Origin of the sequence: Pigmentiphaga litoralis, from assembly GCF_013408655.1 — a bacterium.
In the GTDB taxonomy this organism is placed as follows: domain Bacteria; phylum Pseudomonadota; class Gammaproteobacteria; order Burkholderiales; family Burkholderiaceae_B; genus Pigmentiphaga; species Pigmentiphaga litoralis_A.
Genome location: NZ_JACCBP010000001.1, coordinates 3,269,599 through 3,288,030, shown reverse-complemented (window position 1 = coordinate 3,288,030; position 18,432 = coordinate 3,269,599). Strand labels below are relative to the sequence as shown.

Below are 18,432 nucleotides of genomic sequence, written 5' to 3'. Positions count from 1 at the left end.
CCCCGGGAGGCCCCGCATGTCGCGCACGCACCTGACTTTCCCGGTCGACGACTCGCCCGACGCGTCGGCGGCGGCTGCGCCCCCGCGCAACTTCTTTTTGCGGGTGCTGCTGGGCAGACGCACGGCGCCGGGGCCCGCCGACGTCCTCATCCAGCGCAACCCGCTGCCGGGGCCGGGCAAGCCGGCGCCGCTGGTTGGCATCAGTCTGGTGCCCGACAATCGTGTTGACGCATTCGTGTCGATCGACGCGCACGGCAAGGTGACGGCCTTCAATGGACATGTGGATCTGGGCACCGGGCTGCGCACCGCGCTGACCCAGATCGTTGCCGAAGAACTCGACGTGCTGCCTGCCGATGTCCAGATGGTGCTTGGCGACACGGACCGCACGCCGGACCAGGGCGGCACGACGGCCAGCGCATCGATCCAGATGGCCGCCGTCCCGCTGCGCCGGGCCGCTGCGCAGACCCGGGCAGTGCTGGTGGCGCGCGCGGCGGAAATGATCGGCTGCGGCATGGACGAACTCGATGTGGTTGCGGGACGCATCCTTCGCAAGGGCGAAGCGACGCCCTGGACCTACGGCCATCTGATTGAAGGGTGCCAGCTCGAGATCCCGCTCGACCAGAATGTGGTAGTGAAAGATCCGGCGCGCTATCGCCTTGTTGGTCAGGCGCATCCACGCGTGGACATTCCGCGCAAGGCGATGGGCCAGCTGACCTACGTGCACGACATGCGGTTGCCCGGCATGCTCCATGCGCGCGTGGTGCGCCCGCCCTATCGCGGCCGCGACATCGGGCCGCTGACCGGCAAGAGCCTGCTGGCCGTCGATACCGAGTCGGTGTCGCATCTGCCCGGCATCGTGCAGGTCGTGGTCAGGGGCGACTTTGTTGCCGTCGTTGCGGAACGCGAAGAAATCGCCATCAAGGCGGCGCGGGCGCTCAAGGTGTCGTGGCGGCCGTGGCCAGCCTTGCCCGACATGGCCGATCTGGCCGGCACGCTTCGCGCCAATCCGTCGCGCAACCGGCCGCTCAAGGACGTGGGCGATGTCGATGCCGCGGTCTATGACGACAAGGGTCCCTTGCGCACGGAATATGTGTGGCCGTACCAGATGCATGGGTCCATCGGCCCGTCGTGCGGCCTGGCCAGTTTTGAAAACGACAGGTTGACGGTGTGGAGCGGCACGCAGTTGCCGCATGTGCTGCATGCCGATATCGCGACCTTGCTGGACCTGCCAACCGACCGGATCCGTATCGTGCGGATGGAAGCCTCGGGATGTTATGGCCGCAATTGCGCGGACGACGCCGCAGCCGAAGCGGCGCTGCTTGCGCATGCCATCGGGCGGCCGGTGCGCGTGCAGCTGATGCGCGACGAAGAGCATGCGTGGGAGCCCAAAGGCACCGCCCAACTGCTCGAAGTGACGGGCGGCCTGGATCCGGATGGGGAACTGGTCTACGACTTTTCGGTGTCCTATCCGTCGAACAATGCGCCCATCCTTGCACTGGCCTACACCGGCCGCACGCCGCCGGAATCCCCGGTCGAACACAAAGGCGATCGCACGGCGGTGCCGCAATACCGTTGCGCGCGCATTCGTGTGGGCGTCCACGACATGCACACGATCGTCCGCGCGGCGTGGATGCGCGGCGTATCGGCCATGCCCAATGTGTTCGCGCACGAATCCTTCATTGACGAGCTGGCGGCGATGCATGACGCCGACCCGGTCGCATTCCGCCTGCGGTTCATGAACGATCCCCGGGCGATCGCGCTGACCCGGGCGGTGGCCGAACGCGCAGGGTGGACCGCACGCAGGCAGGCCCCCAAACAGGTCGCCCGCGACACGGGTGTGTATCGCGGACGTGGCTTTGCGCAGCACCAATACGTGCACGGGTCCTACCCGGGCCACGGCGCCGCCTGGTGCGCGTGGGTGTGTGATGTGGACGTTGATACGCGGACCGGTGTGGTGCGCGTTCGCAAGGTCTGGGTCGGTTATGACTGTGGCCTGGTGATCAACCCCGACGGCGTGCGTCATCAGATCCATGGCAACGTCATTCAGTCCTGTAGCCGGGTGCTGAAAGAACACGTGCTGTTCAACGACGTCGGCGTCAGCGCCACCGAATGGGGCGGCTATCCGATCCTGGGCTTTGCTGACGTCCCGGACATCGACGTGCTGACCATGCCCGCCAACGGCAATCCGCCCCTGGGTGCGGGCGAGTCGGGGTCGGTGCCCAGCGCCGCCGCTGTCGCCAACGCCATCCACGACGCCATCGGCGTCCGGCTGCGCCATGTGCCGTTCACGCCGGACAGGGTGTTGGCGGCAATGCGTTCATGAGGGAATCACGATGACCCCGGCTGCTGGCACAACGCCCGTGCGCATCACGGTGAATGGGGCGGTTCACGACGTGGAAGGCGCTGCGCTGGACGCCCCGTTGTTGTACGTGCTGCGCAATGACCTGGAACTGAATGGTCCCAAGTATGGATGCGGCCTGGGCGAGTGCGGGGCCTGTACGGTACTGGTCGATGGTGTCGCGGCACGGTCCTGTGTCGTGCCGCTGGGGCATGTCCTGGAGCGCGACATCACGACCTTGGAAGGCTTGTGTCGCGGGGATCGGCCAGGGCCGGTGCAGCAGGCCTTCATTGACGAGCAGGCGGCGCAATGCGGCTATTGCCTGAACGGCATGGTGATGACGGTGGAAGCCTTGCTTCGAAGGGATCCGTGCCCTTCGGATGAAACGCTGCGGCGCGAACTGCACTACAACCTGTGCCGCTGCGGCACCCACCTGGAAATCCTTTGCGCCGCGCGGCTTGCTGCGCGACATCGACGATGAGCGCGATCGGCGAGGGGCCGGGGAACGGTGGGGTGATGCCGCAGGGTGGGATGCCGCAGGGTGGGATGCCGCAGGGTGTGATGCCGCAGGGTGTGATGGCCGGGGCCGTGCTGCGGCCGCCCGCGCTGACGTGGAACGGCACGGCCTATACCGGACCGATCATGGCGGGACTGGATGTCGTCGCAGCCGAACGCCTGCCTGGGGTTCTGCGCGTCGTCACGCTCGGCAATTTCGTTGGCGTGGTCGCGTTGACGTCTGTCCACGCCCAGGATGCGCTGGCGCGGCTGGCGCCGCAATGGCAGCCGCGGCCCATGCCCTTGGCGGGTGAAGGGGCCGTGTTGCGCGCCGGGTCCCGCACCTATTCCTGGCCGGTCCCTTCGGATGCGGACGCCACGTGGGCACTGGCGTGGGTCCGTGAAGGCAGGGTGGACGTGTGGACCGCAACGCCCGCACCGGCCGGCTTGGCCCTGGAGCTGGCGGACCTGCTGGCGCTGACTGTCGATGCGGTGCGGGTGCATGGGAACGGCAAGCTTTCCGATGACGTGAAGGGCGGCAGTAATGACTGCGACGACTTCCAGCGCGATGGCATGCGACACGACGGCTTGCGGTCCGACGGCATTCGCGGCGACAGCGTTCGCGGCAACGTCATGCGGGATCAGGGTACGCAACGCGGCCTTGGCGTCTGGGACGCCGCCGCCGATGCGGCCTTGCTGTCGCAGGCTGTCGGCCGGCCGGTCCGGGTTGCCTGTGCGGGTGGCGCACCTGCCGCGTCCACGCAGATCGCAGTCGGTGCGACCCTGCATCCGGCCGGGCCTAGCCGGCACGTCACGGTGGACACCGACCGCGTGCCGTGGCGCAGGCCATCCCTGGCCAGATTGCTGTCGCACGAATCTCCTGTCGTGCGTGTTGGGCCGGCCATCGACATGCCCTACCAGGTCGACGGTATAGCGATCTTCTCGCCCGGGCGCATCGACGTGCCGATACCGCAAATTTCCACGGACGACATCGTTCACGCCAACGTCTTCGCCGCCGAATCCTTCATCGATGAACTGGCGCGGGATCAGGGCGTAAGCCCGGTCGATTTCCGGTTGGCCCGCATCGATCACCCACGCAGCGTCCGCGTCATCCGCGACGTGGCGCGACGCGCGCAATGGGGCGCGAATCTTGACGCGTCAGACGACGTGAGGCGGGGACGCGGCTTTGCGTTTGTCAGCCAGCCGGACGCCGCGGGCGAGCCTGCGCAGTCCGTCGCAGCCTGGGTCGTCGATGTCGCGGTGGACCCTGACGGGGGCGTCAGCGTGACCCGTGTCGTTGCCGGACAAGAGTCCGCAACGATGTCGGCGCCGCCGCTGGAGGGGACGCCCGTTCACGCGTCTGACCGTACGCAGATCGGGACGCAGCTCGAGACCCGGGTCCGGCAGGCGGCCCAGCGAATGATCCAGACGCCTCCCACCTTCGATACCGATACGTCTCTTCCCGACGAGGCCGCGCACCTACCCATCGTGCCCATGGCGGTGGACGTGACGCAGTCAGGCCCCGCTTCGGCCAGCCCCGGCGACCTCGGCTGGCGTCCTGCCATCGACGCACCCGCCGCGGCGGCGATTGCCAACGCCATCTTCGACGCCACCGGCGTGCGCCTGCGTTCGCCGCCATTCCAGACCCTTGGCAACCGCCGGCTGCTCGCCACCCGGCCCGAAAACAAAGCACGTGCGTGGACGGCCGTCTTGGCAGGCGGCCTGGGCCTGGCGGCGGCAGGATTGCTTGCCGCGTCGCCGTGGCGCAGCGCGATCCCGCCGGCGGTATTCGATCCAGGCTTGTATTCCGAGCAGGCCATCGAACGCGGCCGGCGCGTCGCGGCCGCCGGCGATTGCGTGGTCTGCCACACCGCACCTGGCGGTGTGCCGAATGTGGGCGGGCTGGCGCTCGACACCCCCTTCGGCACCATCTACTCCACCAACATCACCCCGGACCGCAACACCGGCATCGGTGCGTGGTCACTGCCAGCGTTCGAACGCGCCATGCGCGAAGGCATCCACCGCGACGGTCGACATCTGTATCCCGCGTTCCCCTACACGTCGTTTGCAAAGATGAGCGATGGCGACATCCAGTCCTTGTACGCCTACCTCATGACGCGCGAGCCGGTGGCCTACACGCCACCCGCTACGGCGCTCGCGTTTCCCTACAACGTGCGCGGCGTGATGGCGGGCTGGAACACCCTGTTCCTTGACCGTGGCGTCTACCAGCCCGACCCGACGCAATCGCTGGCATGGAATCGCGGCGCGTATCTGGTGCAAGGGGCAGGTCATTGCGGCGCCTGTCACACCCCGCGCAACCCGCTGGGCGCCGAAAAACGCGGCATGGCGGATTTCCTTGCCGGGGGAACGGCCGAAGGGTGGGAAGCGCCCGCACTGAACGGCCGCTCCCGTTCGCCGTTGCCCTGGACCGAGACCGACTTCTTTCAGTATCTGCGCACCGGCTATTCGGCGCGGCACGGCGTCGCCGCGGGCCCCATGGCGCCCGTGGTCCAGAGCATGGCGGCACTGCCCGATGCGGATATCGCCGCCATGTCGACCTATCTGGTGTCGCTGCAAGCCGAGCCCGACGTCAAGCGGGAAGTGTTGACGGTGACGCAACTGGAGCAACGCGGCAACGACCGCGCCGACCTGCTCCATGGCCTGGGGGCTCGTCTCTATCAAGGTGCCTGTGCGGTCTGTCACGACCCCGGTCAAGGGCCCGCCTCGCAGGCCGCGCGCCCTTCGCTCGCGCTGGCCACCAGTCTGCACAGCGATTCGCCCGACAACCTGCTGCAAGTGATCTTGCAAGGCATTCAATCCCCCGCCCATCCCGACCTCGGCGTCATGCCCGGGTACGCGGACGTGCTCGACGACGTGCAGATCGAAGCGCTGGCGCTGTATTTGCAACAGCGGCACACCGACAGCGCGGCACCCTGGACGGGCGTGCGCGACCGGGCAAGAGAACTGCGCGCGGGACATGCGCCAGCACGATAGCGGGCCGGGCCTGGTACAGGGTCCGGGACATGCAACGTTTTTTTCACCTCACATTGGGTTGACACCATGATCCGCAGAACCTTGCTTGCCACGCTTCTCGTTGTCCTGCTGAGCCCCGTCTCGTTTGTTCATGCTCAGGCCTATCCGACCAAGCCCATTAAGCTGGTCGTCCCGTTTCCAGCCGGCGGCGGAGTGGACGCGCTGGGCCGCGCGCTGGCAGAACAGCTTGCCGTCACATTGGGTCAACCGGTCATTGTCGAGAACCGGCCAGGCGCAAGCGGGAACATCGGGGCCGAATTCGTGGCTCGCGCTGCGCCTGACGGCCATACCTTGTTCCTGGCAGGTGAAGGCCCGCTGGTCGTCAACAAATTGGTGCAGGCCCACCTCAGCTTCGATCCCGACAAGTTCGAGCCGATCTCCTTGCTGACCTACACGCCGATGATGATCGTGGTCAATCCCAAGGTGCCCGCGCGCACCCTGCAGGAATTGATCTCGTACGCCAAAGCGAATCCGGGAAAGATCAGCTATGCGTCGGCGGGCAAAGGGGGGCCTTCGCATCTGGCCGCTGAGTTGTTCCAGTCTGCGACGGGCACGCGTTTCCTGCATGTTCCGTACAAGGGCATCGCCCCGGCCTTCAATGACGTGCTGGCCGGACATGTCGACATGATGTTTGGCTTCGAGGCGTCCGTCGGCCCGTATATGCAGGCAGGCGACAAAGTGCGCGTGCTGGCAGTGACAGGTGCGAAGCGCCATCCGGCGCTGCCCGACGTGCCGACGGTCGCGGAGTTCATTCCCGGGTTCCTTACCGTCAGCTGGACTGCCCTGGTAGCGCCTGGGGGCACGCCGGCAAATGTCTTGAACAAGGTATCCACCGCGGCCATGGCGGCCATGCGGATGCCAGACGTGGTGGCCCGGATGCGCGAGCAGGGGTATGAAATCGAAGGGTCGACCAGTGCGTCGGCCAAGGCCTATATCAAACAGGCGACCGAACGCTCGCACCAGGCCGTTCGCACCGCGGGCATCACGCCGGAGTAAGCGCCGTGAATCAGGAGGCATCAGACCGGGTGGGCCCGCTTGACGACGAGTATCACTGGCTCAGCCAGATGAACAAGGCCGCCAATGTCGCGCTGCTTGAAGCCGGCATCATCGACATGGCAACGGCGCGGAACAACGCCAGGACCATTGCCGCCCTTGACCTGGCCATGCTGCGGCCCGGTGTTGTGCGCACCGGGGACTATCAGCAGATCGAACCCCAGTTGATCGCTATCGGGGGGATCGAGGTATCGACGCTGCATTGCGGTCGAAGCCGCGTCGATATCGTGGCGACGAGCCGGCGACTGTTGCTGCGTCCTGCCATTCTGGGCGCGTTGGATGTGCTGAACGCGGCGCGGCAGGCGTTGATGGACCTTGGCCAACGCCACAAGCGTTCACTGCTACCGGTCTACACGCAGGGCCGGCAATCGGCAGGCGTGCCTGTCGGGCATTACATCAGTGCCTACACTGCGGCGCTCGACGTTGAATTCGATAACCTCAAGCAGGCCTACGACACCGTCAATCAGTCGCCCCTTGGCGCGGGCGCGGTGGCGACGTCGAGCTTTCCGCTCAATCGGCAGCGACTGTCGGACCTGCTGGGCTTTGCGTGCGTCATTGAAAATTCACTGTTTGCCAATGAGTTGTCGATCATTGGCGCAGGGGCAAAGGTGGTCAGCGCCGCGACCTCGGCAGCGATCATCGTCGGAACCCTGGCGTCTGATCTGGAATCGCAGTACGCGCGTACCACGCCGTGGTTCACGATTGCCGAAGGCCCCGGATTGACGGGCACCAGCTCCAGCATGCCGCACAAGGTGAACCCGACCCTGCTGAACCATGTGCGCCAGCAGGCCAGCGTACTGATCGGAACGGCCATGACCTACACCCTGCGCTCGCACAACGTGCCGCACGGCATGCCGGACTCCAAACGAAGTGAGCCCAATCTTGCGATGGCGCAGTACACGCAATTGATGAATGACGTCGCTCGCCTGGTGCGGCATCTTGATTTTGATGAGGCGGTGGCGCGGCAGGAAGTGGACGCCGAATATTCCGCTACGCCGGAACTGGCCGATGTGCTGCAACAGTTGCACAACGTGCCCTTTCATGTGGGGCATCATTTTGCGTCGGCGCTCGTCCGATATGGCAAGGCAAACGGATGGCGTCCCGCCCATTTTCCGTATGACGTGGCACGAAGCCTGTATGCAGACAGTGCCCGTCAAGCGGGCATCTTGCCAGCCGTCCTGCCGCTTGATGAAGATGCCTTCAAGACATCGTTGTCGTCGGCCAACCTGGTGGCCAGGGCAGCCTGCCTGGGGGGACCTCAACCTGCGGAAGTCGATCGCATGATGACGGCGGGTCTGGCGCGTATCGCTGCCGACGCGGCATGGCTTACGAAGCAGCGTGACGCGTTGGCTGCCGCATCCGCCTTGCTTGATACCGCCTTTGCGTCGACGCAATAAACAGCGTGCGGGTTCTTACAGCGCCGCCGCGTACATCGCCCTGGCATCTTCCCGCTCCACCGGCCGCGGATTGTTCATCAACAATCGCGTCTGCAACATCGCGTCATCCGTCAGCATGTCCAGGTCGGTCTCGGCCACGCCCACGTCGCGCAACCGGGTCGCGATGCCGCACTTTGCAGCAAGGCCCTCGCTCCAGCGCACCAGCACATCGGCGCGCTCTTCCTGCGAGCCCTGCACATCGGGCGCAACAATCCCGGCCAGCTCCGCATAGGCCGACGCCGCCGCCGGCATGTTGAAGCGCAGCACATGCGGCAACACCAACACATTCGACAGCCCATGCGGCACATGAAAACGCCCGCCCAGCGGATAGGCCAGCGCATGCACGGCCGCCACCGGCGCGTTCGAAAACGCCTGCCCCGCCAGCATCGCGCCGAGCAGCATCGCCTCCCGCGCGTCGCGATCCTGGCCGTCGTCACAGGCGCGCAGCAAGTGCGTCGACAGCAATCCCAAGGCCTGGCGGGCCAGCGCGTCCGACAGCGGGTTCTTCTTGTGCGCCGACGTGTACGCCTCGATCGCATGCACCATCGCGTCGATGCCGGTCGCAGCGGTGATCGCGCGCGGCAGACCCAATGTCAGTTCGGCATCCAGCACGGCCAGGTCGGCATACAGCTGCGGCGCAACGACGCCCGACTTGGTCGTTGCGCCGGTGGTCACGATCGAGATGTTGGTCATCTCCGATCCCGTGCCGGCCGTGGTCGGCACCTGTATCAGTGGCAAGCGGTGGCCGGTGATGTTGCCGATGCCGTACATCTCGGTCAACGGTTGCGGAGACGCCAGCAACGCGGCAATAAGTTTGGCCACATCCATGGATGACCCGCCACCCACGCCTAAGACCACTTGCGTGCCATGCTCGGCCGCGCGGCGAGCGGCATCCATCACTACGTCTTCAGGCGGATCGGCCACCACATCGTCCACGACAAGCACCTGCCATCCGGTGGCGCGCAGGCTGTCCAGCATGGGGCCGAGCAATCCGCTTTCATGAAGAAAACGGTCGGTCACCAGGCACACGCGCGACGGGCTGAACCGGGTCCCCAGAATGTCGCTCAAGCGGCGGGCGGCCCCGTATTCAAGAACGATCTGCGGCACGGTCTGGAACGCGAAGGACCTCATGGGGCGTCTCCTGCGGCGTTGTCGAGGCGACCGGGAAGGCCGCCCATCGCTTGCTTTCCTGACCTTACCCGGTTCGCCTTCGCATGTCCCGCGCGATCTACACCGCGGGCACCGTGCCGCCATCGATCACATGCGCCTGGTCATCCCACACGCGCAGTGGCAGAGCGAATGTCATGACGCGATCTGCAACGACGCAATCAGATCGCCTTCCAGATGAAAGCGATAGCGGAGGTCGATGGGGCTGCCGGGAAAGTTGCCAGTGACCCGGCTGCGAACCAGATGCTGTCCGTCTTGCTGGGTGATGGACAACGGTTCCGTCGTGTAGGTGTACTTGGCGGACGCGTCGGCTTTCCAAGCCCGGATGGCATCCCGGCCGGTGTGGGTGTGGCCTTCGTCCTTCACGACTGCGTTCACGGCAAAGCAGCGGGCAACGGCCTCAGGGCTAAGGGTGTCGGCTGCGAAGTACGCAGCGATAGGTGCGGGAAACTTGAGCGTGCTCATGGTGATGGCTCCTTGTTGATGTCGCCATCAGAATGCGCCTTGGCTCTCATGTAGGGAATCACCTAGAATCCACAAACCCAATGAAGAGAACGCACCATAATGCGCGGATCCGAATTTGCCGAGCTGAAGGCATTTGCAGCGGTCGTCGAGCGAGCAAGCTTTGCCCGTGCCGCTGAATTCCTGGGCGTGTCCCCTTCGGCTTTGAGCCAGACCATCCGCCTGCTTGAAGCGCGCCTGGATACGCGACTGCTGAACCGCACCACCCGCAGCGTGGCGCCCACGACCAGCGGCGCGCAACTGTATGAGCGCATCGCCCCGCTGTTCCGGGACATGGACGCTGCCGTCGCCGAAGTCACCGCGGCAGCGGGCCAGACGCGCGGCACGCTTCGCATCAACACCCTGGGCATGGCCGCCAGGCAGGTCATCGCACCGCGCCTTGGCCGCTTCCATCGCGCCCACCCCGACGTCACACTCGACATCGTTGTCGATGACAACCTGAGCGACCTCATCGCCGGCCGGTTCGACGCCGGCATCCGTGTCGGCGGCCGGGTCGAACAGGACATGATCGCGGTGCGCCTGACGCCGGACGTCAGGATGGTCGCCGTCGCGTCACCGGCCTACCTTGCGCAGCACGGCGTGCCGCAGACCCCGGCTGATTTGCATGACCATGCGTGCATCAACTGGCGGCTGGGCATCGATGGCCGCGCGTATCGATGGGAATTCGCCAAACGCGGCAAACGCGTCGAGATCGCGGCCGAGGGTCCGCTGGTCACCAACGATTCGGACATCGGCGTGGCCGCGGCGGTGCAGGGCCTGGGCATTGCCTATGCGTTCGATCGGCAGCGCGTCGATGGACACCTGGCCGAGGGGGAGTTGGTCCAGGTGCTTGCCGATTGGTCGATCGTGCGGCCGGGGCTGTTTCTGTACTACCCGAGCAGACGGCATGTGCCGCGGGCGCTGCGGGCGTTCATTGATTGTTTGGTGGATCGGGATTTGGACGCTAAGTTGGAACATGGCGGGCGCTGAGTCCCACGGGCTTGCTTCCGCAGGCTTGCCATGAAGACTGGGTTTACTACCGTCGTCCCCTTCCAGACCCGGACGATGACCGCGTATGCGGACGAACGTACGTCCCGTCTTTCCGGTAATACCCTTTGACGGAGGTTGAGCCACATGTCGACAAAACGCAAGGCGCGCTGCTTCCACTTGGCTCGGTCTTGCTCTCGGTGAGAAGGTTGGTGTATGCGCCTCGTGCAGATGGCGCCGGTTGAATAAATCGACTGAAGGCTGGCGTGTCGGCCGGAAGCCTGATGACGTCCAAGGTTTCTTTGGACAGGTAAACCGTCGAGCTGCCCGGTGCCGGTGGCCTGTCCAACTCCCGCCCTAACGTTTCATATGTTGCTTGTGCCTCTTCGCGCGTGATTTCTCCAGCTGCCATCCTTGCGTCAAGGCTGCGTGCCGATACAGCCATAAAGTCGATTCGCGACTGCACGTCTTGCGGAGTAAATGGGTCTGATCGAAGCCTGCCTTGTACGCACTCGATATGTGCCACTGCGTTTGTAGCTAATTCCTTGCAAGTATCAACATGCTTTTGCGGTTCACTCGCGCAACCGGCCAGCACGACGGCCAGTCCAATTACGGCTGCCGCGATTAATTGTCTGACACGCATTTTCGCCCCTAACGAAACTATTCTTATGTCGGTTGACGACCGGCCGCCGTAGCTAGGAAAAAGGTCCTATCGCATTGATCGGAGCGGCGTTGCTCGGCCCTAGCTAATAACGGAATCAAAGCCAGCTTCTTTAGGAAAAAAGGGGATGGCAAAGCTGACTCGCGAGTTCATAAGTTCCAACATTCCCATCGCCTAGCGCGCCAATTATTCCTTTATCTGGAATTAACCACTCCAGATAAAGCGTATTCTATTTACCCGCCACCCTAAGTATCGTCTGGGTCATGGAACGGGGCCTCTCCCGATCCTTTCGGAGACGACCCATGAAGCTCTATCACTTCCCCCTGTCCGGCCATGCCCATCGCGCCGTCCTGTTCGCGTCGCTCATCGACATCCCCCACGAATTGATCGAAGTCGACCTGCCTAACGGCGCGCACAAGCAGCCCGCGTTCCTCGCCATGAACCCCTTCGGCCAGGTGCCCGTGCTGGATGACGACGGTGTCGTGATCTCGGACTCGACCGCCATCCTCGTTTACCTCGCCAAAAAGACAGGCCGCACCGACTGGCTGCCCGACGACGCGCGCGGTGCGGCGGCGGTGCAGCGCTGGCTGTCGGTTGCGGCCGGTGAGGTGGCATACGGGCCGGCAGCGGCGCGGCTCATTACGGTGTTCAACGCGAAGTTCCATGCGGACGAGGTCATCGCTCGCGCCCACGCGATCCTGTCCAAGATGGAGCAGCACCTGACGGATCGCGAGTGGCTGGTGGGCGAGGGGCCGACGATTGCCGATGTGGCCATCTATAGCTACGTCGCGCAGGCACCGGAGGGCAATGTGGATCTGTCGGGCTACCCGGCCGTGAATGCCTTGCTGCGCCGGGTCGAGGCGTTGCCGGGCTTCGTCCCTTTCAAGAAGACGCCAATCGGGCTGTCGGCCTGACGTATCCGGCCAACGGCTTCTGGCCAAGCACCTGTTGCACCCCTTCAAGGACGTTGATGATGACAACTACCCTGTCCACGCTGCCCACCTGGCATGCAGGTGAAAAGGCCCTTCAGGAGCAACTGGGGGTGGCCGACCGGATGGAGGCGATCGGTCCGCGCATCGTGCGCGATCACATGCTCGACCAGCATCGCGAGTTCTTCGCTCAGCTGCCGTTCGTAGTGGCGGGTAGTGTCGACGAGGAGGGGAACGCCTGGGCCACGATGCTTGCGGGCAAGCCGGGGTTCATGTCATCGCCGACGTCGACTGCGCTCGATATCGCAACAGTTACTGATGTCAACGATCCGGCGCAGGCAGGACTGCGGGCAGGCGACCCGATTGGTCTGCTGGGCATCGAAATGCATACGCGCCGCCGCAATCGGATGAACGGGGTGGTCGAGCCAACGGCTCAGGGGTGGCGGGTGCAGGTTGATCAGAGTTTCGGCAATTGCCCGCGGTATATCAAGGTGCGCGATGTCGCCCCGGTACGGGATCCGGCGCAGCCGTACACCGGCAGTGTCGAAAACCTTGACAGGCTGGATGCGCAAGCAGCCAACATGATCCGCGCGGCGGAAACGTTCTTTGTCGCGTCGTATGCCGACCTGGAATCCCGTCGTCAGGTCGATGTGTCGCACCGGGGTGGCCCGGTCGGTTTCGTGCATGTGGACGACAGCGGTTTGCTGACGATTCCGGATTTCAGCGGCAACCAGTTCTTTTCGACGCTAGGCAATCTTGTGTTGAACGGGCAGGCGGGCTTGCTGTTCGTTGATTTCGTCAACGGAAACATCCTGCAGATGACGGGCGATGCCAGGGTGATCCTGGACTCGCCGGACATGGCGGCCTTTGAAGGGGCGGAACGGCTGTGGACCTTTCGCCCGCGGCGTATCGTGCGACGGCCTGGGGCGCTCGCTCTGCGCAGCAGGGTCGCTGGGTGATCCGAGACCTTACGCGTAACATGCCGGAAACCGATAGCACAGGAAGGCAAAGTGGATCGTTGGCAGTCAATGCGGATCTTCGTGAAGGTCGCGGAAACCGAGAGCTTTTCCGAAGCCGCGCGGCAGTTGCACATGAGCCCGCCGGCGGTCACGCGCGCCGTTGCCGCGCTGGAAGACGCGATCGGCGCGCGGCTGCTGGTGCGCACGACACGATCGGTCAAGCTGACCGAGTCGGGCAGCCAATACCTGGACGACTGCCGCGGCATCCTGGCGCAGATCACCGAAGCCGAGGCCTCTGCCGCGGGTTCGTACGCGACGCCCTCGGGTACCTTGACCCTTACCGCCGCGGCGCTGTTCGGGCACATGCACGTCTTGCCGGTCGTTCATGAATTCCTGCGCGCCCATCCGGCCGTCAATGCACGAACCCTGTTCGTGGATCGGCCGGTCAATCTGGTGGAAGAGGGCATCGACGTGGCCGTGCGCATCGGCCACTTGCCGGACTCGGGCTACACGGCCATCAAGGTCGGCGAAGTCAGGCGCGTCGTCTGCGGCGCGCCCTCGTACTTCGCGGCCCATGGCACGCCCACGGTCCCGGCGGACCTGCGCAACCATCGTGTTGCCGCGTCCACGGGTGCCTGGGTGTCGCCGGAATGGCGCTTTGCCGGGGACCATAAAGTCACGGTGCAGACGTGGTTGCAGTCGAACACCAATGAGGCCGTCATTGCCACCGCGATCGCCGGGATGGCCGTGGCGCGGGTGCCGGAATACCAGATCGCATCCGCGTTGACAGACGGCCGGCTGGTGATCGTACTGGCCGATCATGAAGAGCCGCCGCTGCCCATTCATGTGGTGTATCCGGCAGGGCGCCACGCGCCGGCCAAGGTCAGGGCGTTCGTGGACCTCGCGGCCAAGCGGTTGTCGAGTCGGTAAGGTTCCCCGCGCCGGTAAGGTCCTGCGCGCCAGTAAGGTGCTGCGTCCCGTCATCGCCCGGCAAGCCGTCGCGATCCCAATACGGCGGATCGCCAAAGCTGCGTCGCAAGCTTTCCGTCAGGGCCAGCACCTTGGCCGAGGCGCGCCGATCGCCGGGGTAAGCAAGGTACAGCTCGGCCCCCTCTGCCGTGGCGCCCACGTCCACTGCCATCAAGGTTCCGGCTCGCAATTCGGCATCGATAAAAAAGGTGGGCAGCAAGCTCAGCCCCAGACCGGCCAGGGCCGCGTCGCGCATCACGATGCCATTGTTGACACGCAGCGCACGGCGCGGCCGGGCAACGGTCCAGGCCCCATCGATGTGAAAGCGCCAGTCGGCCTCGCGATTCGTGTAAAGAATGCCGGCGTGATCGCACAGTTCATCCACGCAGGTCGGCCGTCCATGCGCCGCAAGATAGGCGGGCGACGCCACCAGCCGTCGGCGCGTCGTCACCAGGCGCCGGGCGATCAGCCGGCTGTCGGCGACCGGGCCATGGCGAAGCACCGCGTCGAAGCCGTCGGCGGCAACCTCGACAAAACGATCGTCAAGATCCAGGGTCAGGTCGATGCCGGGATGATGTTGCAGGAAGGTGTAAAGGGCCGGGCCCAGGTGCAGAATGCCGAAGCTGACGGGCGCGGACAGGCGCAAGGATCCGACCAATGTTCCGCGCCGTTCGGCGATCTCGGCTTGTGCGTCGGCCACTTCGGTCAGAATGTGCCGCGCCCGCACCAAAAAGGCCTGCCCATCTTCGGTCAGCGTGAGCTTGCGGGTCGTGCGCTGCACCAGGTGAGCGTCGAGCGACCGCTCCAGCTCTGCCAGTCGTGCGCTGATGACCGATTTGGGCAGCGCCAGCCGGCGCGCGGCCTCGCTGATGGAACCGGCATCGGCCGTCGATACGAAAGCGGAGATGCCGTCGAGCTTCATGATCGTTCGTCGTTCCCGGAAACCAGAATCTGTTTTCGCCGCCTAGTCCGGACGTTCAACGCAGATCATCATGACGGGTCAGGGCGCGCTGGTGCGCCGTGGCCAGGAGATCAACGATGCGTCTTTCCTTCCTTGCAGGCGTGCTCGCAATGAGCGCTGCCGCGCCCGCCCTTGCGCAGCTTACGCCCTTCCCGCCGTCCTTTGTCGATCAACGCATCGCGACCAATGGCACGACGCTGCATGTTCGCGTGGGTGGCACGGGGCCGGCAGCGGTCGTGCTGCTGCATGGCTATGGCGAGACCGGCGACATGTGGGCGCCGCTGGCGGCCGCACTGGCCAGCACGCATCGCGTCATCGTGCCCGACTTGCGCGGGATGGGACTGTCCGACAAGCCGGCGGCAGGCTACGACAAGGCAACGCAGGGCAGGGACATTGCGGGCGTGCTCGACGCGTTGAAGGTCGGGCAAACCGCGGTCGTCGCCCATGACATCGGCAACATGGTGGGGTATGCCTTCGTTGCCGAACACCGGGATCGTGTATCGCGCTTCGTGTTGATGGACGCACCCTTGCCCGGCGTCGGCCCCTGGGAAACCATCCTCAAGAATCCACTGTTGTGGCATTTCCGTTTTGGCGGGCCCGACATGGAGCGGCTGGTTGCGGGTCGCGAACGCATCTATCTGGACAGGTTCTGGAATGAGTTCTCGGCATCCCCGGCACGCTTCAGCGAGGCGTCCCGCGCGCATTACGCGGCGCTGTATGCCCAGCCCGGCGCCATGCACGCAGGCTTTGCGCAGTTCGCGGCCTTTGACCAGGACGCGATCGACAACGCGCGGTTCGTTGCCCAAGGCAAACTGGCGATGCCCGTGCTTGCGATAGGTGGCGACAAATCCTTCGGCCCGATGATGGCAACGGTGATGCGTCATGCCGCCAGCGATGTGACCGAAGGCGTGATTGCGGACTCGGGCCATTGGCTGATGGAAGAGCAGCCGGACGCCACGGTGCGGATGGTGCAGGGATTCCTGAACGGCAAGTAGCGGGCATCGTTTGCGCGCCGGCGCATCAATACGGATAGACCTCCAGGACTTGATTGCCGACCTTCAAGTCGGGCCAGCGGCGCGGCACCCGCTGCACGTCACCGCGGTCGATCGCGGCCAGCCAGCCCGCCAGGTTCTGGCGGCCACCATAGCTGCCCAGGCGGCCCTGGCGCTGCCAGCCCGTGGCCGACCGGATATAAAGCAGTGCCTGCACGCTGCCCCGATCGTCCGACATCACGACCAGCTCGCGTTCGCCATCGTTGTCGATGTCCACCATCCAGAGGGCGCAGCGTTGCGGCTCGACCAGACAGATGCTGTTGAAGTCCTCTTCCTTGTAGGCCGGATCGGCAAGCCATCGGGCAGTGGTCTCGTCAAGCGTCTGCCCATCCGGTTTGACCGGAATCCGGCGCGTGGCGTCCAGGCGCGCATCCGCCAATTGCGGGGGCGGTTGCCGCACGGTGTCAGAGTCGGCCAAGGCCGCCGCGGCCAGGCGTTTGATGTCCTGCTGCCGGGTGTCGCCAGTGTCTTGCGCGGCAAGCCGGGTCAGCGCATCGCGGCCATACGGGCCCGTCTTCCTGGCGAGGTATTGCCAATCGAAGTCTTCGGGCGTGACCTTGCCGTGTTCAAGCCGGTCGACCTGATCGGCCGTCACCAGCCTGCGCGTATCGGCCACCGGGCTGATCAACGCAGCGGCCAGGACCACCCCGACGATCGCGACGGCAATGTTGGTGGAGGGCACCGTGTGCATCCACCGGCCCGGTCGCCACAACGACATGGCATACCCCACGCCGTACATGGCGAGCAGGACCCAGACCAGCCCGCCCCACAGCCGGTCGGTCGTCAGTCCATGTTGCAAGGTGCGTTCCAGAAGCGCCCATCCAGCCAGCGCCAGGAATACCGGGATCGTCAGCCAGAGCCATTGCAGCGCGCGCGCCAGTCCCGGACGATAGGCCGGTGCCTCGCCCTCGAACCGGTAGGCGACATTGACGAACTTGACCGCCAGCGCGCAGAACCATAGCAGATACATTGCAGCGCGCTTGGTCGCGAACAGCGGTTCGACCCCGGTAAAGACAAGCGCGGCCACCCACACGGCGGCGAACGCCAACGCCACTGGCAGCAGCCACACCGTCAATGCAAACCAGAAGCGCCGCAGCGTCGCATGCATCTCGGGCCGCGTCAGACCCAGGCCGATCGACAGGCCCAGCACCGCGCCGGTCACGGGATACTGGAAGGCATCGTGATTCACCACGCGCTGCACGATGGTCAGCCCGATGCTCTCCATCAATGACGCCGCGGACCAGAGCAGCAACCAGAACAGGCCCGTGATGGCGACGGCCACCGCCACCAGCATCGCGTTGCGCCAGGCGATCTCGAACAGACGGTCGTACACGATGCGCCGGCGTGGCACGTCCACGCCGCAGGCCAGGCACACCATCACAAAAGCCAGCAGTGCACTGACGAATGCAAATGACACCGGAAACACGTCATGGAGGGGATGGATCACGCGCGGCGCAGCATGCGCGCCCAGCGCGGCAAACAGCACGGCCATTGCCAGGGCAAAGCCGATACGTGTGCGCGCGTTCGCAAAGCCATCATGCGAAAAATGCCACGCCGATGGCGCGACCGCCGTGGCGTACATCAGGGCCACGAGCAAGGGACCATAAGGCAATGCCAGCGACGGGTCGGCCAGCTCGATCAGCCCCCACAGTCCGGCGCCTTGCGCAGCGCCAAGCGCGACGTGCAGCCACAAGCGCGGCGTGGTGTGGGGCAGGGGGGATACGGAAGACGTCGAAATACTGGGGCGCATAGCTGGATCGGTGTGGGTGCCTGCCTGGAGTGTCCGACAGTGTGCCTACGTCCCTCGCGGATGGCTACCGCAGGGGCGGCGCCGACATGCCTGCTTACCAGAGAGACGTTCCCCGGTCACAAAAAAGCGGGACCGTCAGCC

Annotated in this window: 14 protein-coding genes; 10 read left to right on the top strand and 4 right to left on the bottom strand. The window is 65.1% G+C overall.

All coding sequences use genetic code 11. The features are described 5' to 3' along the window. Positions 1-16: 16 nt before the first annotated feature. The 5 genes from HD883_RS14850 to HD883_RS14830 all read left to right on the top strand — a co-directional run bounded on the left by HD883_RS14850 (position 17) and on the right by HD883_RS14830 (position 8,316). Positions 17-2,323: a xanthine dehydrogenase family protein molybdopterin-binding subunit gene (locus tag HD883_RS14850; RefSeq protein ID WP_179584124.1), complete on the top strand. Its 2,307-nt coding sequence runs from the start codon at positions 17-19 to the stop codon at positions 2,321-2,323. Between the two features lie 10 nt (positions 2,324-2,333). Next, complete coding sequence (locus HD883_RS14845; protein WP_179584126.1) at positions 2,334-2,819, top strand: (2Fe-2S)-binding protein; 486 nt, start codon at positions 2,334-2,336, stop codon at positions 2,817-2,819. Positions 2,820-2,884: 65 nt separating this feature from the next. Next, positions 2,885-5,827 (top strand): cytochrome c, encoded by a 2,943-nt coding sequence (locus HD883_RS14840; RefSeq protein ID WP_179584128.1) that lies wholly within the window; start codon positions 2,885-2,887, stop codon positions 5,825-5,827. Between the two features lie 66 nt (positions 5,828-5,893). Further along, entirely contained in the window at positions 5,894-6,862 is a 969-nt protein-coding gene (locus HD883_RS14835; RefSeq protein ID WP_179584130.1) for a Bug family tripartite tricarboxylate transporter substrate binding protein, read from the top strand. A gap of 5 nt (positions 6,863-6,867) precedes the next feature. Then, positions 6,868-8,316: a lyase family protein gene (locus HD883_RS14830; protein WP_179584132.1), complete on the top strand. Its 1,449-nt coding sequence runs from the start codon at positions 6,868-6,870 to the stop codon at positions 8,314-8,316. A gap of 15 nt (positions 8,317-8,331) precedes the next feature. On the opposite strand, the gene HD883_RS14825 is transcribed toward HD883_RS14830, so the two are convergent. Continuing rightward, positions 8,332-9,486: an iron-containing alcohol dehydrogenase gene (locus HD883_RS14825; RefSeq protein WP_179584134.1), complete on the bottom strand. Its 1,155-nt coding sequence runs from the start codon at positions 9,484-9,486 to the stop codon at positions 8,332-8,334. A gap of 171 nt (positions 9,487-9,657) precedes the next feature. Continuing rightward, positions 9,658-9,987 (bottom strand): nuclear transport factor 2 family protein, encoded by a 330-nt coding sequence (locus HD883_RS14820; protein ID WP_179584136.1) that lies wholly within the window; start codon positions 9,985-9,987, stop codon positions 9,658-9,660. Positions 9,988-10,086: 99 nt separating this feature from the next. Between HD883_RS14820 and HD883_RS14815 the strand changes: the two genes are divergently transcribed. From HD883_RS14815 to HD883_RS14800, 4 genes are all read left to right on the top strand, one after another. Continuing rightward, entirely contained in the window at positions 10,087-11,013 is a 927-nt protein-coding gene (locus tag HD883_RS14815) for a LysR family transcriptional regulator (RefSeq protein ID WP_179584138.1), read from the top strand. A gap of 960 nt (positions 11,014-11,973) precedes the next feature. After that, entirely contained in the window at positions 11,974-12,585 is a 612-nt protein-coding gene (locus HD883_RS14810) for a glutathione S-transferase family protein (RefSeq protein ID WP_179584140.1), read from the top strand. Between the two features lie 128 nt (positions 12,586-12,713). Further along, positions 12,714-13,559 (top strand): pyridoxamine 5'-phosphate oxidase family protein, encoded by an 846-nt coding sequence (locus HD883_RS14805; protein ID WP_373563370.1) that lies wholly within the window; start codon positions 12,714-12,716, stop codon positions 13,557-13,559. A gap of 51 nt (positions 13,560-13,610) precedes the next feature. Continuing rightward, the gene (locus HD883_RS14800) at positions 13,611-14,489 is read left to right on the top strand and encodes a LysR family transcriptional regulator (RefSeq protein ID WP_179584144.1); all 879 of its coding nucleotides are present in this window, start codon (positions 13,611-13,613) and stop codon (positions 14,487-14,489) included. Here the strand turns inward: HD883_RS14800 and HD883_RS14795 are convergent. Further along, the gene (locus HD883_RS14795; protein WP_218863135.1) at positions 14,443-15,450 is read right to left on the bottom strand and encodes a LysR family transcriptional regulator; all 1,008 of its coding nucleotides are present in this window, start codon (positions 15,448-15,450) and stop codon (positions 14,443-14,445) included. The genes HD883_RS14800 and HD883_RS14795 overlap by 47 nt on opposite strands. Positions 15,451-15,566: 116 nt before the next feature. Between HD883_RS14795 and HD883_RS14790 the strand changes: the two genes are divergently transcribed. Beyond that, positions 15,567-16,484 carry an alpha/beta fold hydrolase gene (locus HD883_RS14790; RefSeq protein WP_179584146.1) on the top strand — a complete coding sequence of 306 codons (918 nt, stop codon included), beginning with the start codon at positions 15,567-15,569 and terminating at the stop codon, positions 16,482-16,484. Positions 16,485-16,509: 25 nt separating this feature from the next. On the opposite strand, the gene HD883_RS14785 is transcribed toward HD883_RS14790, so the two are convergent. Continuing rightward, positions 16,510-18,291 (bottom strand): DUF4153 domain-containing protein, encoded by a 1,782-nt coding sequence (locus HD883_RS14785; RefSeq protein WP_179584148.1) that lies wholly within the window; start codon positions 18,289-18,291, stop codon positions 16,510-16,512. Positions 18,292-18,432 lie beyond the last annotated feature (141 nt).

Excerpts from the sequence above, each read along its gene's own strand:
- HD883_RS14850 (WP_179584124.1), top strand. The coding sequence starts at position 17 with ATGTCGCGCACGCACCTGACTTTCCCGGTCGACGACTCGCCCGACGCG.
- HD883_RS14845 (WP_179584126.1), top strand. The coding sequence starts at position 2,334 with ATGACCCCGGCTGCTGGCACAACGCCCGTGCGCATCACGGTGAATGGG.
- HD883_RS14840 (WP_179584128.1), top strand. The coding sequence starts at position 2,885 with ATGCCGCAGGGTGTGATGCCGCAGGGTGTGATGGCCGGGGCCGTGCTG.
- HD883_RS14835 (WP_179584130.1), top strand. The coding sequence starts at position 5,894 with ATGATCCGCAGAACCTTGCTTGCCACGCTTCTCGTTGTCCTGCTGAGC.
- HD883_RS14825 (WP_179584134.1), bottom strand. The coding sequence starts at position 9,486 with ATGAGGTCCTTCGCGTTCCAGACCGTGCCGCAGATCGTTCTTGAATAC.
- HD883_RS14820 (WP_179584136.1), bottom strand. The coding sequence starts at position 9,987 with ATGAGCACGCTCAAGTTTCCCGCACCTATCGCTGCGTACTTCGCAGCC.
- HD883_RS14815 (WP_179584138.1), top strand. The coding sequence starts at position 10,087 with ATGCGCGGATCCGAATTTGCCGAGCTGAAGGCATTTGCAGCGGTCGTC.
- HD883_RS14810 (WP_179584140.1), top strand. The coding sequence starts at position 11,974 with ATGAAGCTCTATCACTTCCCCCTGTCCGGCCATGCCCATCGCGCCGTC.
- HD883_RS14795 (WP_218863135.1), bottom strand. The coding sequence starts at position 15,450 with ATGAAGCTCGACGGCATCTCCGCTTTCGTATCGACGGCCGATGCCGGT.
- HD883_RS14790 (WP_179584146.1), top strand. The coding sequence starts at position 15,567 with ATGCGTCTTTCCTTCCTTGCAGGCGTGCTCGCAATGAGCGCTGCCGCG.
- HD883_RS14785 (WP_179584148.1), bottom strand. The coding sequence starts at position 18,291 with ATGCGCCCCAGTATTTCGACGTCTTCCGTATCCCCCCTGCCCCACACC.